12 protein-coding genes and 1 pseudogene are annotated in these 11,743 nt (G+C 64.5%); 8 read left to right on the forward strand and 5 right to left on the reverse strand.

Annotated elements, in window-relative coordinates; all coding sequences use genetic code 11:
* On the reverse strand, positions 1-127 hold a 127-nt coding region (locus tag DEA8626_RS18910; RefSeq protein ID WP_245890935.1), incomplete at its 3' end, for a GTP-binding protein.
* 222 nt (positions 128-349) lie between these two features.
* Here DEA8626_RS18910 and DEA8626_RS18915 point away from each other — a divergent pair.
* From DEA8626_RS18915 to DEA8626_RS21490, 3 genes and pseudogenes are all read left to right on the forward strand, one after another.
* Positions 350-1,711, forward strand: coding sequence for a cytochrome P450 (locus tag DEA8626_RS18915; RefSeq protein ID WP_108854814.1), 1,362 nt, complete (start codon positions 350-352; stop codon positions 1,709-1,711).
* 84 nt (positions 1,712-1,795) lie between these two features.
* Positions 1,796-2,113, forward strand: a complete 318-nt coding sequence (locus tag DEA8626_RS21180) for a hypothetical protein (RefSeq protein ID WP_181366525.1) — start codon at positions 1,796-1,798, stop codon at positions 2,111-2,113.
* A gap of 29 nt (positions 2,114-2,142) precedes the next feature.
* A pseudogene (locus tag DEA8626_RS21490) lies at positions 2,143-2,607 on the forward strand (DUF533 domain-containing protein).
* A gap of 113 nt (positions 2,608-2,720) precedes the next feature.
* Here the strand turns inward: DEA8626_RS21490 and DEA8626_RS18935 are convergent.
* Positions 2,721-5,075 (reverse strand): DNA topoisomerase IV subunit A, encoded by a 2,355-nt coding sequence (locus tag DEA8626_RS18935; protein WP_108854817.1) that lies wholly within the window; start codon positions 5,073-5,075, stop codon positions 2,721-2,723.
* Between the two features lie 337 nt (positions 5,076-5,412).
* On the opposite strand from DEA8626_RS18935, the gene DEA8626_RS18940 reads away from it, so the two are divergent.
* The 3 genes from DEA8626_RS18940 (at position 5,413) to DEA8626_RS18950 (ending at position 7,110) form a co-directional block, all read left to right on the forward strand.
* Positions 5,413-6,240: an SDR family NAD(P)-dependent oxidoreductase gene (locus tag DEA8626_RS18940; RefSeq protein ID WP_108854818.1), complete on the forward strand. Its 828-nt coding sequence runs from the start codon at positions 5,413-5,415 to the stop codon at positions 6,238-6,240.
* 88 nt (positions 6,241-6,328) lie between these two features.
* Positions 6,329-6,535, forward strand: a complete 207-nt coding sequence (locus DEA8626_RS18945; RefSeq protein ID WP_108854819.1) for a twin transmembrane helix small protein — start codon at positions 6,329-6,331, stop codon at positions 6,533-6,535.
* A 2-nt stretch (positions 6,536-6,537) separates the two neighbouring features.
* Positions 6,538-7,110 (forward strand): cob(I)yrinic acid a,c-diamide adenosyltransferase, encoded by a 573-nt coding sequence (locus DEA8626_RS18950; RefSeq protein WP_108854820.1) that lies wholly within the window; start codon positions 6,538-6,540, stop codon positions 7,108-7,110.
* Between the two features lie 51 nt (positions 7,111-7,161).
* Here DEA8626_RS18950 and DEA8626_RS18955 read toward each other — a convergent pair whose 3' ends face one another.
* Positions 7,162-7,998 (reverse strand): AraC family transcriptional regulator, encoded by an 837-nt coding sequence (locus DEA8626_RS18955; protein ID WP_108854821.1) that lies wholly within the window; start codon positions 7,996-7,998, stop codon positions 7,162-7,164.
* Between the two features lie 100 nt (positions 7,999-8,098).
* Positions 8,099-8,464: a VOC family protein gene (locus DEA8626_RS18960; protein WP_108854822.1), complete on the reverse strand. Its 366-nt coding sequence runs from the start codon at positions 8,462-8,464 to the stop codon at positions 8,099-8,101.
* A 198-nt stretch (positions 8,465-8,662) separates the two neighbouring features.
* On the opposite strand from DEA8626_RS18960, the gene DEA8626_RS18965 reads away from it, so the two are divergent.
* On the forward strand, positions 8,663-9,424 hold the full coding sequence (locus DEA8626_RS18965) for an electron transfer flavoprotein subunit beta/FixA family protein (RefSeq protein ID WP_108854823.1): 762 nt from the start codon (positions 8,663-8,665) through the stop codon (positions 9,422-9,424).
* Positions 9,424-10,350, forward strand: a complete 927-nt coding sequence (locus tag DEA8626_RS18970) for an electron transfer flavoprotein subunit alpha/FixB family protein (RefSeq protein ID WP_108854824.1) — start codon at positions 9,424-9,426, stop codon at positions 10,348-10,350. The genes DEA8626_RS18965 and DEA8626_RS18970 overlap by 1 nt, the downstream gene beginning before the upstream one ends.
* A gap of 188 nt (positions 10,351-10,538) precedes the next feature.
* Here the strand turns inward: DEA8626_RS18970 and DEA8626_RS18975 are convergent, their stop codons facing one another.
* Positions 10,539-11,720, reverse strand: coding sequence for a phytanoyl-CoA dioxygenase family protein (locus DEA8626_RS18975; RefSeq protein ID WP_108854825.1), 1,182 nt, complete (start codon positions 11,718-11,720; stop codon positions 10,539-10,541).
* Between the last annotated feature and the right edge of the window lie 23 nt (positions 11,721-11,743).

Here is an 11,743-nt window from a genome sequence, read left to right on the forward strand (position 1 = left end):
CATAGGCCTTGAAGTCACCGTAATACTTCGTGATCGCAGCCGTCAGCGTCGTCTTGCCGTGGTCAACGTGGCCGATCGTGCCAACGTTCACATGCGGTTTCGTCCGTTCAAACTTTGCCTTTGCCATTTCGCGGGCGCCTCATGGTCTGGGGAGGGCCGTGGCCCCCCGTGTCAACATCGGGCGCTGGGTATCGGCAGACAGGGGAAAAATCAAGCGCCTGTTGGCGTTCCGACCACCGGCGGCGCCCCTCGACGCCCGTGAAATGCGCCGGAGGCGCCGGCCTACACGGGCCACCTGCCTTGGAGGCCGCGCGGCGGGCCTCTATATTGTCCGGGAAAGGATCGCGACATGGACGGTTCCGAGACCATCGCCATACCCGCCCGGGTCCCCCTCGCCAACACGCCGCTCGGCGTGATGGCGAGCCTCAGGACCGGACGGCGCAACGTGCTGGAGTTGATCCCGGAGATCGCGACCCGCCAGCCGATGGTCTCGGGCCGGACGGTCAAGCGCTGGCACATGGTGATGGACCCCGGCGCAAACCGGCGCATCCTGAAGGACCGGGTTGAGGACTATCCGAAATCCGACGTCACGAAGCTGATCCTCAAGCCCGCGATCGGCGACAGCCTGTTCATCGCCGAGGGCGCGCACTGGCTCTGGCAGCGCCGGGCGGCGGCGCCCGCCTTCTCGGTCCGGCATGTCCAGGCGCTCGCGCCGGTGATGACGGCAGCGGCCGAACGCGCGGCGGAGCGCATCGCGGCGCAATTCGGGCGCGCGGCCGACCTCTTCGAGGAGATGGTGACGGCGACCTTCGAGGTGATCTCGGACGTGACCTTCTCGGGCGACGAGGCCTTCGACCGCGACGCGGTCCACGTCGCGATCGGCGACTACATCGCCTCGACCGCGCGCGTGTCGTTCCTCGACATCATCGGCGCGCCGATGTGGGTGCCACGCCCCTCGCGCCTTTTTGCCGGCCGCGCGATGCGCGAGATGAAGACGATGGCCGACCGGGCGATCGACAGACGGCGCGAGACCGGCGCGCGGCCCATCCCCGACCTTCTCGACCTGCTGCTCGAGGGCGAAGATCCCGAGACGAAGCGGCGCATGAACACCGCGGAACTGCGCGACAACCTGCTCGCCTTCATCGTCGCCGGGCACGAGACGACGGCCCTGTCGCTTGCCTGGTCGCTCTATCTCTGCGCCTTCGATCCGGCGGTCCAGGCACGGGCGCGGGAGGAGGCGCAGGCGGCGCTCGGTGGACGGGCTGCGACGGTCGAGGACCTGCCGAAGCTCGGCTACTGCCGGCAGATCGTCGATGAGGCGCTCAGGCTCTATCCGCCCGCGGCCTTCCTGTCGCGCACCGCAAAGGCGCATGATACGCTCTGCGGGCGCGAGGTCCGGCCGGGCGACACGGTGATGCTTCCGATTTACGCGCTGCACCGCAGCCACAAGCTTTGGCCGAACCCCGACCGCTTTGACCCCGACCGCTTCGCCGATGCCGGCGCGATCGACCGCTTCGCCTATCTGCCCTTCGGCGGCGGCCCCCGAATCTGCATCGGCGCCTCCTTCGCGCTGCAGGAGGCCGTGATCGTGCTCGCCACGCTGCTGTCGCGGTTTCGCTTCTCGCAGGTGACGGGGCGCGAGCCGAAACCGGTGTTGATCGTGACGCTCCGTCCGGAGGGCGGCGTCTGGTTGAACGTCGCCGATGCCTGAGCGGTTTAGCCAATAGTTCCCCTCAATCCGGCCCGGCCGCCAGCCTAGGCTACGGCATGTGAATCAACGGGATGGGAATTCGGTGTGAGTCTCATGGGAACGCTCGCGAAGATCGCCATTGGACTCGCCGTGGCCAAGGGTGTCGGCGGCATGCTGAAGCGCAGTGGCGGGGCCCTCGGCGCCGGAGCGGGTGGCGCGCAGCCCCCAGGCGGGCTCAAAGGCATTATGGTTGATATTCTCGGCGGCCGCGATGCGCGCCAGAGCGGTGGAACGGGCCGTGGTGATGGCGGCCTCCTCGGCAGTTCGGGCGGCGAGCTCGGCGATTTCCTTGATGAGCTCGGCGACCACGCGCCGGCGGCGGGACGACGACGCGCGGACGGGCGGACGGGCTCGACGATCTGATCGGCGGGCTCGGCGACATCCTCGGCGGGATTCTCGGCGGCATTGCCGGAGGCGCAGCGGGACGGCGCGGAAGCTTCGGCGAGATCCTGAACCAGTCGTTCGGCAGTCGCGGAGAGCCGAACGTCCGGCCCAAGCGCGAACAGGATGCGGCGGCCGGCCCAATGCTGAGCGCCATAATCCAGGCGGCGAAGTCCGACGGAAAGATCGACGCGGCAGAGCAGAAGAAGCTCCTTGGCAATCTCGGTAGCGTCTCGGCCGAAGAGTGGCGCTTCGTCGAAAGCGAACTATCCAAGCCGATCGACGTACAGGGACTCGCGCGTCAAGTCCCGCGCGGGCTCGAGGCGTAGGTCTATGCGATGTCACTCATGGCAATCGACCTCGATAACCGGAACGAGGCGCAATACCTCCATCAGCTCGCCGGCGCGATGGACCTCGACCAGCGGCAGGCGAACAACATCCATTCGCGTTTAGGGGTGCCGGCGCTCTATTCCTGAGGGTGCACGCGCCGGTGGCACGGTGTCACCCGAGGTGGGGTCGAGCCCACCCCACGATCCGCGAGGCAGTCGCCTGCGCGGGGTTCGATGCCCCGCGCGGGACGCGCTCATTCTCAGGTGAACCTGTTGTCGCGCGGAAAACCGTGCGGCGGTGACTTACCCACGCCCGCGCGGCGCGCGATCCAGTCCGCGATCCCGGTTTCGGTGCGCGTATTGCCGTTGGGCATCGTCCAACTCAGCCCCTCGGCCAACGTGAAGGTCGTGATATCGGAGAGCCCGCCGTCGAGTTCCAGAACACCCTGACGACCACGCGCCATGTTGTATTTCTGCAAGCGAACGCCCTTCCCACGCCCCATTTCTGGCAAGTCCATGAGCGGAAATGCAAGAAATTTGCGATTCCGGGATATCACGGCGACATGATCGCCGGTCACCTTTCGGCAGGCGATCATGCGAGCCTCGCCACCGAAATTCATCACCTGCTTGCCCGCGCGGGTCTGCGCGACGACCTCGTCCGCCGGGACAACGAAGCCGTTGCCATCGCTGGATGCAACGACAAATTTCTCGCCCGGACGGTGGATGATAAGCGTCGTGACGTCGGCCTCGTTCGGCAGATCGACTATCAGGCGCACCGGCTCGCCCATGCCGCGCCCGCCCGGCAGGTTTGCACCGAGCAGCGTGTAGAAGCGGCCATTCGAGCCCGCGAGCAGTATCTTGTCCGTCGTCTCCGCGTGGAAGACGAAACGGCCCTCGTCTCCGTCCTTGAACTTGACCTCGGCATCCAGCGGCTGGTGCCCTTTCATCGCCCGGATCCAACCCATCTTCGAGCAGATGACGGTGATCGGCTCACGCTCGATCATCGCCTCCAAAGGCACCTCCTCGACCTCGCCCGCCTCGGCGAAGGTAGTGCGCCGTGCGCCACCAGCGGCATCCTTGCCGAACTGCTTCTGCATCTCGCGCAATTCGCCCGCGATCTTCTTCCACTGAAGCCCGTCGTCATTCAGAAGGTCGTCGAGTTCCGCGCGCTCGCGCATCAGCGCGTCCTGCTCTTTTAGAAGTTCCATCTCCTCGAGCTTGCGCAAGCTGCGCAGCCGCATGTTAAGGATCGCCTCGACCTGCACCTCGGAAAGCCCGTCCTCGGAATGGGGCAGCGCCATAGGCGAGACATAGTCATGCTCGGATGTCGCGCGCGCCTGCTTGCGGCCCCAGTCCTCCGCCATGAGCGCCGCCTTGGGATCGGCGTCGTAGCGGATAATGTCGATCACGCGGTCGAGGTTCAGGAAGGCAGTGATGAAGCCTTCGAGCACCTCCAGCCGGTGGTCGATCTTGTCCATCCGGTGCTTCGAGCGGCGGATCAAGACGTCGCGTCGGTGATCGAGGAAGGCCCGCAGCACCTCCTTCAGCGAGCAGACCTTGGGCACCCGCCCATCGATCAGCACGTTCATGTTAAGTGAAAACCGCGTCTCCAGGTCGGAGTTGCGGAACAGCATCCCCATCAGCATTTCGGGATCGACGTTCTTCGACCGCGGCTCGAGGACGATTCGGATGTCGTCGGCGCTCTCGTCGCGGACATCGGCGAGAAGCGGGACCTTCTTGGTCTGGATAACCTCGGCGAGGCGTTCGATCAGCTTGGATTTCTGAACCTGGTAGGGAATCTCGGTCACGACGATCGTCCACGTCCCGCGGCCCTGATCCTCGACCGCCCAACGCGCGCGCGTCCGGAAGCTGCCCCTTCCGGTCAGGTACGCCTCGCGGATCGCCTCCTGCGGCTCCACCATCACGCCGCCGGTCGGGAAGTCGGGCCCTTTGACCATCTCGATGAGTGTGTCGTCCCGGACAAGCTCGGAGTTCTTCGCCTTCGCCAAATGGATGCAGGCCTCGACCAATTCGTCGAGGTTATGGGGCGGGATGTTCGTCGCCATCCCAACCGCGATGCCCGACGCACCGTTGGCCAAGAGGTTCGGGAAGGCGGCAGGCAGCACGATCGGTTCCTCGAGCGTGCCGTCGTAGTTCGGGCGGAAGTCGACCGCATTCTCCGCGAGCCCTTCCATCAGCGCCTCCGCGGCGGCGGTCAGCCGCGCCTCGGTATAACGGCTGGCTGCCGGGTTATCGCCGTCGATATTGCCAAAGTTGCCTTGCCCGTCGACAAGCGGGTATCGGACGTTGAAATCCTGCGCGAGCCGCGCCATCGCATCATAGATCGCGGCGTCGCCGTGGGGGTGGTAGTTACCCATCACATCGCCCGAGATCTTTGCGGACTTTCGGAACCCCCCGGTCGAGCTGAGCTTCAGCTCCCGCATCGCGTAGAGGATTCGTCGGTGAACCGGCTTCAGCCCGTCGCGCGCGTCCGGGAGCGCGCGGTGCATGATCGTCGAGAGCGCGTAGGTGAGATATCGTTCGCCGATCGCGCGGGATAGCGGTTCGGCCACAGTCTCAGGCTGAATGTTGCGGTCGTCGTTGTCACTGCTCATGGATGTGGTGTAAATCGCCCGCGTGTGCCGGTCCAGCCGGAATATGGCGCTCGGGGGAGAACACAGCCGGTTTTCCCCGTTCGGCGGGACTGTGGGTTGTGTATTAAAGGGGCGTCACAAGGGGGTTCTGATGTTCCGTGTAGTGGTTTTTGTGTCTCTAGTATTGGTGCTATTTCAGCTTGGCGTGAGCGTCAGGACCGCGCCTGTCTCCACCGCTCAGGCGCAGACCGCAAGCCTCTCCGAATAGTGTCCGGCGCGTGCGTTTGTCGCCCGTTAGTCCGTCCGGATTGCCAGACCAGCGAAAACCGCCTAGGCAGAGACCGAGGCGGGAGACGGCATGTCAAAAAGCATCCTGATCACAGGCTGTTCATCGGGCATCGGCTATGACGCTGCGCATGGTCTGAAGCGCGCGGGCTGGCAGGTCTTTGCCACCTGCCGCAAGGACGAAGACTGCGCGCGCCTGCGGGACGAAGGCCTTGAGAGTTTCCGCCTTGACTATTCCGACACCAACAGCGTCGCCGCCGCTTTCGAAGAAGCGCTGAGGCGCACGGGCGGCACGCTCGACGCGGTGTTCAACAATGGTGCCTACGGCTGTCCGGGCGCGGTCGAGGATTTGCCGACAGAGGCGCTGCGCGAAATCTTCGAGACGAATCTCTTCGGCTATCACGAGCTGACGCGCCGGGTGATCCCGATCATGCGCAGCCAAGGACACGGGCGTATCGTCAACTGTTCTTCCGTTCTCGGCTTCGTGCCGATGCGGTGGCGCGGCGCCTACGTGGCGACGAAATACGCGATGGAGGGGCTGACCGACGTTCTCAGGCTCGAAATGGCCGACACGCCGGTCCGGATTATCCTGATCGAGCCGGGCCCGATTACCTCGAGGATCCGAGTCAACTCTATCCCGCATTTCGAACGCTGGATCGACTGGAAGAACTCGCCCCGCAAAGAGCAGTACCAGAAGACCCTTCTGAAACGGCTCTACGAGGAGCGCCCACCGGACCAGTTCGAACTGCCGCCGGCAGCGGTCACGGCAAAGCTCATCCGGGCACTCGACAGCCCCAATCCGAAGCCGCGCTACTTCGTGACCCTGCCCACCTATTTCATGGACATCGCACGCCGCATCCTTCCCTTCCGCGCGCTCGACTGGCTGATCGCGCGCGGCTGAGCCCCGCAATTGTGATGGACGGCCGGATCGGCGTGCTGGCGTCCCGCGTGTCGGCACTGTAGAACCGCGTCAAGCAAGGGAGACAGGCATGACCAAGGACCCGCTATTCCTTATCGCGGCAGGCGCCTGCCTGGTCGTGCTGGTGATCCTGATGATCGGCATAGGTGGTTTCGCCAAGGGCGGCGACTTTAACCGCAAGCACGCCAACCGGATCATGCGCTACCGGATCATCGCGCAGGCGATTGCCGTGGCATTGATCCTGATATTTGTCATATTCTCGGGCCGCGGGGGCTAGGAATGGTCGTCCTGAACAAGATCTACACCAAGACCGGAGACGCGGGCGAAACCGCGCTCGGCGACGGAAAGCGGGTGGCCAAACATGCCGTGCGCGTCGCGGCCTACGGCACGGTGGACGAAACCAATTCGGTCCTCGGCCTCGCCCGGCTTCACGCGGAAGGCGAAGTGGATCGGGCGCTGGCGCGCATTCAGAACGATCTCTTCGACCTCGGCGCCGATCTCTGCCGGCCGGACATGGAGAACGATGGAGAGGCGGGATATCCGGTGCTGCGGATGGTGGACGCGCAAGTTGGCCGGCTCGAATCCGAGATCGACGCGATGAATGCAAAGCTGGAGCCGTTGCGCAGCTTCATCCTGCCCGGAGGATCGGCGCTTTCGGCGCATCTGCATCTCGCCCGCACCGTCTCTCGCCGGGCCGAGCGGCTGACGGTCGAACTTGCGAAGGGCGAACCAGTCAATCCCGCCGCGTTGAAATATCTCAACCGGCTGTCAGACTGGCTCTTCGTCGCCGCACGCATGGCGAACGACGATGGCCGCGCCGACGTCCTGTGGGTTCCCGGCGCGAACCGGTAGCGGGGCGGCACTCCAACGCCGCCCGGATGTCGGGGTTGGCCCTCAATCGTCTCATCCGTGCGCCGCTATCGGTACCCAGACTTCGAAGCCTCCGCCGCCGGTCTTCGGATCGAATTCCGGCCCGTACCGCTCAAGCGTCGCGCCTTCGGCCAGCTCGCGATCCCACGCCGCGATCCAGTCGAGGATGCCCGTCATGACCTGATCAATGGCGGCGATGTGCTCCTTCGCCGAAAAGACGGCATAGACGGCGGCCGGTACCGTAACGGCAGTGTAGCCGTTCGGCACGGGGATCGGCCGCTTCACCTCGTTGCCGCAGAGGTAGTTCCATTCGCCGTCATCTGTGAAGCCGTGCACCACGCCGTAGCCTGCGCCGGGCAGCTGTCCCTCGAACTCCGGATCCTCGGTGTTGAACCGCGCCCACTGGCCTGGGATTCCTGGCCGGGTGGCCGCCGAATAGCGTGCCTGCAGTCCTACAAAATGGCGGGCCGGGCAGGATTTCGTCACGGGGTCTGGCAGTTGAACCTGGGTGGTCATGTCGAAATCCTTCGGATCAAGCGCCGGCAGGTGGGCGCTATTGCCCAGAGCCTGCGCAGATGAGGGTGGCATGCCGAACTCGGAACGAAAGGCACGCGTGAAAGCCTCATGCGAGCCGTACCCCGCATCGAGAGCGACCTGCACCACGTTCCCCTCCCGCGCGGCAAGCCTCGCGAGTGCGCGCGAAAGCCGGCGCCGGCGGACATAGCGCAATAGCGACGTGCCGGTCGCGGCGACGAAGGCACGCGCCAGATGCGACGGGGTGACACCGTGAAGTCCGGCGATCCCCGCAAGGCTGAGGTCATCGTCCAGATGGCTCTCCACATACCAGATCACCTTCTCGACCAGCGCCATGGGGACCTCGTTACAAGTCGCGGCTTTCAGAATGTCACGGGCCGCATGCAGCGTCTTGATCGCAGTTGATCCAAAGGTGGTTCATCGAATTCGCCTCCGCTCAGGCTGGCTCCCAAAGCTCGATCGGATTGCCCTCGGGATCGTTTAGCCAGGCGAAACGGCCGTTCGGATAGGGCGAATCCGGGTCGCGGCGCACTTCGATCCCCGCCGCTTCAAGCTGGGCGATCATCGCGTCGAGGTCCTTGACGCGGAAGTTCAGCATATAGGCCTTCTCTCGGCTGCCGAAATATTCGGTGACCTTCTCGAACGGCGCGAAGACAGTCGCACCCGCCTCCTGCCGCCAGGGCGGCGTCTCGTAGTCCCCGGGCACGCGATCTATCCCAAGATGTTCAAGATACCAGGCCGCGAGGCGCTCCGGGTCCTCGGCCCGAAAGAAGAAGCCTCCAATACCGTTCACCTTTTCCATGATCGCTCTCCTTTGGATCTGACCGCGGATGTGCGGCGCGGCCCGATATGGCTCGGCGCCATGCGGCAACGTGGCGTCGGTGCGACAAACCGCGTCGATTTTACACTGTTTTCGCCGCCGCAGAACCGCTAAGGGGACACCCGAGAGATTGTCTTGCCGCCCTCGCGGGGCGGTGTAGGTTTGAGGGAGATCGCGAACATGAAGGTGCTTGTGCCTGTGAAGCGCGTGATCGACTACAACGTGAAGGTCCGCGTGAAGGCGGACGGATCGGGTGTCGATCTCGCCAACGTCAAGATGTCGATGAACCCCTTCGACGAGATCGCCGTCGAAGAGGCGATCCGGTTGAAGGAGAAAGGCGCGGCGGAAGAAATCGTCGTGGTCTCGATCGGCGTGAAGCAGGCGCAAGAGACGCTTCGCACCGCTCTGGCGATGGGCGCGGACCGCGCGATCCTGATCGTCGCGGCCGACGACGTGCATAGCGACATCGAGCCTCTCGCTGTTGCGAAGCTTCTCAAGGCGGTCGTCGATGAAGAGAAGCCGGGCCTCGTGATCTGCGGCAAGCAGGCGATCGACAACGACATGAACGCGACGGGCCAGATGCTTTCGGCGCTTCTCGGCTGGAGCCAGGCGGCCTTCGCATCCGAACTTAACCTCGAAGGCGACCACGCGGTCGTCACGCGCGAAGTCGATGGCGGACTGCAGACGATCAAGGTCAAGATGCCGGCCGTCGTGACCGTCGATCTGCGCCTGAACGAACCGCGCTATGCCTCGCTGCCGAACATCATGAAGGCGAAGAAGAAGCCGTTGGACGAGAAGACCGCCGCCGACTACGGCGTCGATGTCGCGCCGCGCCTGACCATCGTCAAGACGACGGAGCCGGCGGGCCGCAAGGCGGGCGTGAAGGTGGGCTCGGTTGACGAGCTGATTCAGAAACTCAAGGACGAAGCGGGGGTGCTCTGATGGCTGTTCTTCTTCTTGGCGAAGTGACCGACGGCCAGCTTTCGGTCGATGCCACCGCAAAGGCGCTCACGGCGGCAAAGATGCTCGGCGAGGTGACGGTGCTCTGCGCCGGTGCCAAGGCTGCCGACGCTGCGGCCGAGGCGGCGAAGCTCGACGGCGTGAAGAAGGTCTTGTGCGCCGAGGACCCCTCGCTCGGGCATCGGCTGGCCGAACCGACGGCGGCGCTGATCGCGAAGCTCGCGGGCGACTACACTCATATCGTCGCGCCTGCGACGACCGATGCAAAGAACGTACTGCCGCGCGTTGCGGCGCTTCTCGACGTGATGGTGATCTCGGACGTCTCGGGCGTGGTCGATGGCGAGACATTCGAGCGGCCAATCTATGCCGGCAATGCGATCCAGACCGTGAAGTCATCGGACAAGATAAAGGTCGTCTCGGCCCGCACGTCGACGTTCGATCCGGCGGGCGACGGCGGCTCGGCCCCGGTCGAGACTATCTCGGCGACAGACAATCCCGGCCTTTCGGAATGGGTCGAGGACAAGGTGGCGGCCTCGGACCGGCCCGAGCTGACCTCGGCCGGCATCGTCGTCTCGGGCGGCCGCGGCGTCGGCTCGAAGGACGACTTCCACCTGATCGAGAAGCTTGCCGACAAGCTCGGCGCGGCCGTGGGCGCATCCCGCGCCGCGGTCGATTCAGGCTACGCGCCGAACGATTGGCAGGTCGGCCAGACCGGCAAGGTCGTGGCTCCGCAGCTCTACGTGGCGGTCGGCATCTCCGGCGCGATCCAGCACCTGGCTGGCATGAAGGATTCGAAGGTCATCGTCGCGATCAACAAGGACGAGGAGGCACCGATCTTCCAGGTGGCCGATTACGGCCTGGTCGCCGACCTCTTCACCGCCGTGCCGGAACTGATCGAGAAGCTCTGAGAGATTAAGGTTTCAGGGCTAGCTGGAGAACTAGCCAAGCTCTTCGAACCCGTGAATGGCCCGCCGACTGGCGGGCCTTTTCATTGACAGCTTCGAAAGCGGTGGTGCTCTTCTCCGCGTTTACTATGCCACGTCGGCATGGCGCGGCGCGTGCCCACATTGTGCACAACAATCGATGCGGTTTTGCTTCACGCCCGCTTTCGCGCGGCCTGTTGGTCCAGAAGGGCAGTCACCTGATCCTCGGGCAGTCGCGCCAGAACCGATTTCCTGAGCAACGCGGCCTGCGACTCGGGCGCGAGCCCCGCGACCGGCGGGTCAGTGTCGAGGTTAGTCGGAAAGGAATAGCCTTCGGCGGACGAAGCGATCACCGCATCGAGCCCGGCCTCTGAAAGATCGCCGGCGTCCCAGGCCGCATAGAGCGGGGCATAGAGCGCCTTGCACATGGCCACGCGATCTACGCTTTCCATCGCGCGTCCAAAGGCTGACGATACCTGCAGCAAGTTCACCATGCGGTGGACTTCCGCGCTGCGGTTTTCCCCGGCGGCGTGAAACAGCGCGGGATTGAAGAAGATCGCATCGCCTTTCCGCAGCGGTAGCTGAACGTAGTTCTCTTCGAAGTAGGCGCGGAAATCATCGCGCCGCCAGGCCGCATAGCCGGGGCGATAGAGCTGCGAGAACGGAAGCAGCTTCGTCGGACCGCTTTCTATCGTCATGTCGCAGTGGGCGAGACCGCCCTGCAGGGTCATCAGCGGCGACAGGACATGGACATGTGCGGGGTACGTGGCGCTGACCTCGGCGGTCTGAAAGCCCAGGTGATAATCGCGATGGGCCTGTTGCGCCTTGCCGCCCGGATGGACGAGGTTGACCTGTGCCGTCATCTGATAGTTCGGTCCAAGCCAGGCTTCGGACGCCGCGTCCATCGCAGGAGAGTCGAAATACCGGACGAAGGTCTCGGGGGCTGCAAGGCAGAGCTTTTGCAGCGAATTCCAGATCCGGTCATTGCTGCCCGCCGTGGCGAAGTGATCGGCCCCGTCGCGTCCGGCCCGCTTTTCCTCGGCGATCATCTGCTCGTATGCGGTTGTCGCGTCGTCGATCGCGCCGTGATCCGGCTGCGCCTGCATCAGCACGAACACGCCAGCACCGCCGTTCAGGACCGACGCCCATTCGGCCATCAGCGTCCTGCGCTCGTTCGGGTCTTCTAGTCGATCCGCCAGGGCCGGAACCTCATAGGCCGGGATGTTTTGCTGGATATCCGAGGCGTTCGGCACCTCTGCCGGGGCCATCTGGCGCGCAACGAGGGATGCGAACTCGCTCAGATCGCAGAGATCCGACGCGTAGTAGCCGCTCTGCCGGTTTGGCGGGGTATTCATGGAAGCCCTCCTTCATTTGCGAT

The organism is Defluviimonas aquaemixtae (assembly GCF_900302475.1).
GTDB lineage: Bacteria > Pseudomonadota > Alphaproteobacteria > Rhodobacterales > Rhodobacteraceae > Albidovulum > Albidovulum aquaemixtae.

Bases quoted from the DNA above. Each gene is read 5' to 3' on its own strand.
- DEA8626_RS18960 (WP_108854822.1), bottom strand. From the start codon at position 8,464: ATGGAAAAGGTGAACGGTATTGGAGGCTTCTTCTTTCGGGCCGAGGAC.
- DEA8626_RS18955 (WP_108854821.1), bottom strand. From the start codon at position 7,998: ATGGCGCTGGTCGAGAAGGTGATCTGGTATGTGGAGAGCCATCTGGAC.
- DEA8626_RS18940 (WP_108854818.1), top strand. From the start codon at position 5,413: ATGTCAAAAAGCATCCTGATCACAGGCTGTTCATCGGGCATCGGCTAT.
- DEA8626_RS18945 (WP_108854819.1), top strand. From the start codon at position 6,329: ATGACCAAGGACCCGCTATTCCTTATCGCGGCAGGCGCCTGCCTGGTC.
- DEA8626_RS18975 (WP_108854825.1), bottom strand. From the start codon at position 11,720: ATGAATACCCCGCCAAACCGGCAGAGCGGCTACTACGCGTCGGATCTC.
- DEA8626_RS18965 (WP_108854823.1), top strand. From the start codon at position 8,663: ATGAAGGTGCTTGTGCCTGTGAAGCGCGTGATCGACTACAACGTGAAG.
- DEA8626_RS18950 (WP_108854820.1), top strand. From the start codon at position 6,538: ATGGTCGTCCTGAACAAGATCTACACCAAGACCGGAGACGCGGGCGAA.
- DEA8626_RS18935 (WP_108854817.1), bottom strand. From the start codon at position 5,075: ATGAGCAGTGACAACGACGACCGCAACATTCAGCCTGAGACTGTGGCC.
- DEA8626_RS18915 (WP_108854814.1), top strand. From the start codon at position 350: ATGGACGGTTCCGAGACCATCGCCATACCCGCCCGGGTCCCCCTCGCC.
- DEA8626_RS18970 (WP_108854824.1), top strand. From the start codon at position 9,424: ATGGCTGTTCTTCTTCTTGGCGAAGTGACCGACGGCCAGCTTTCGGTC.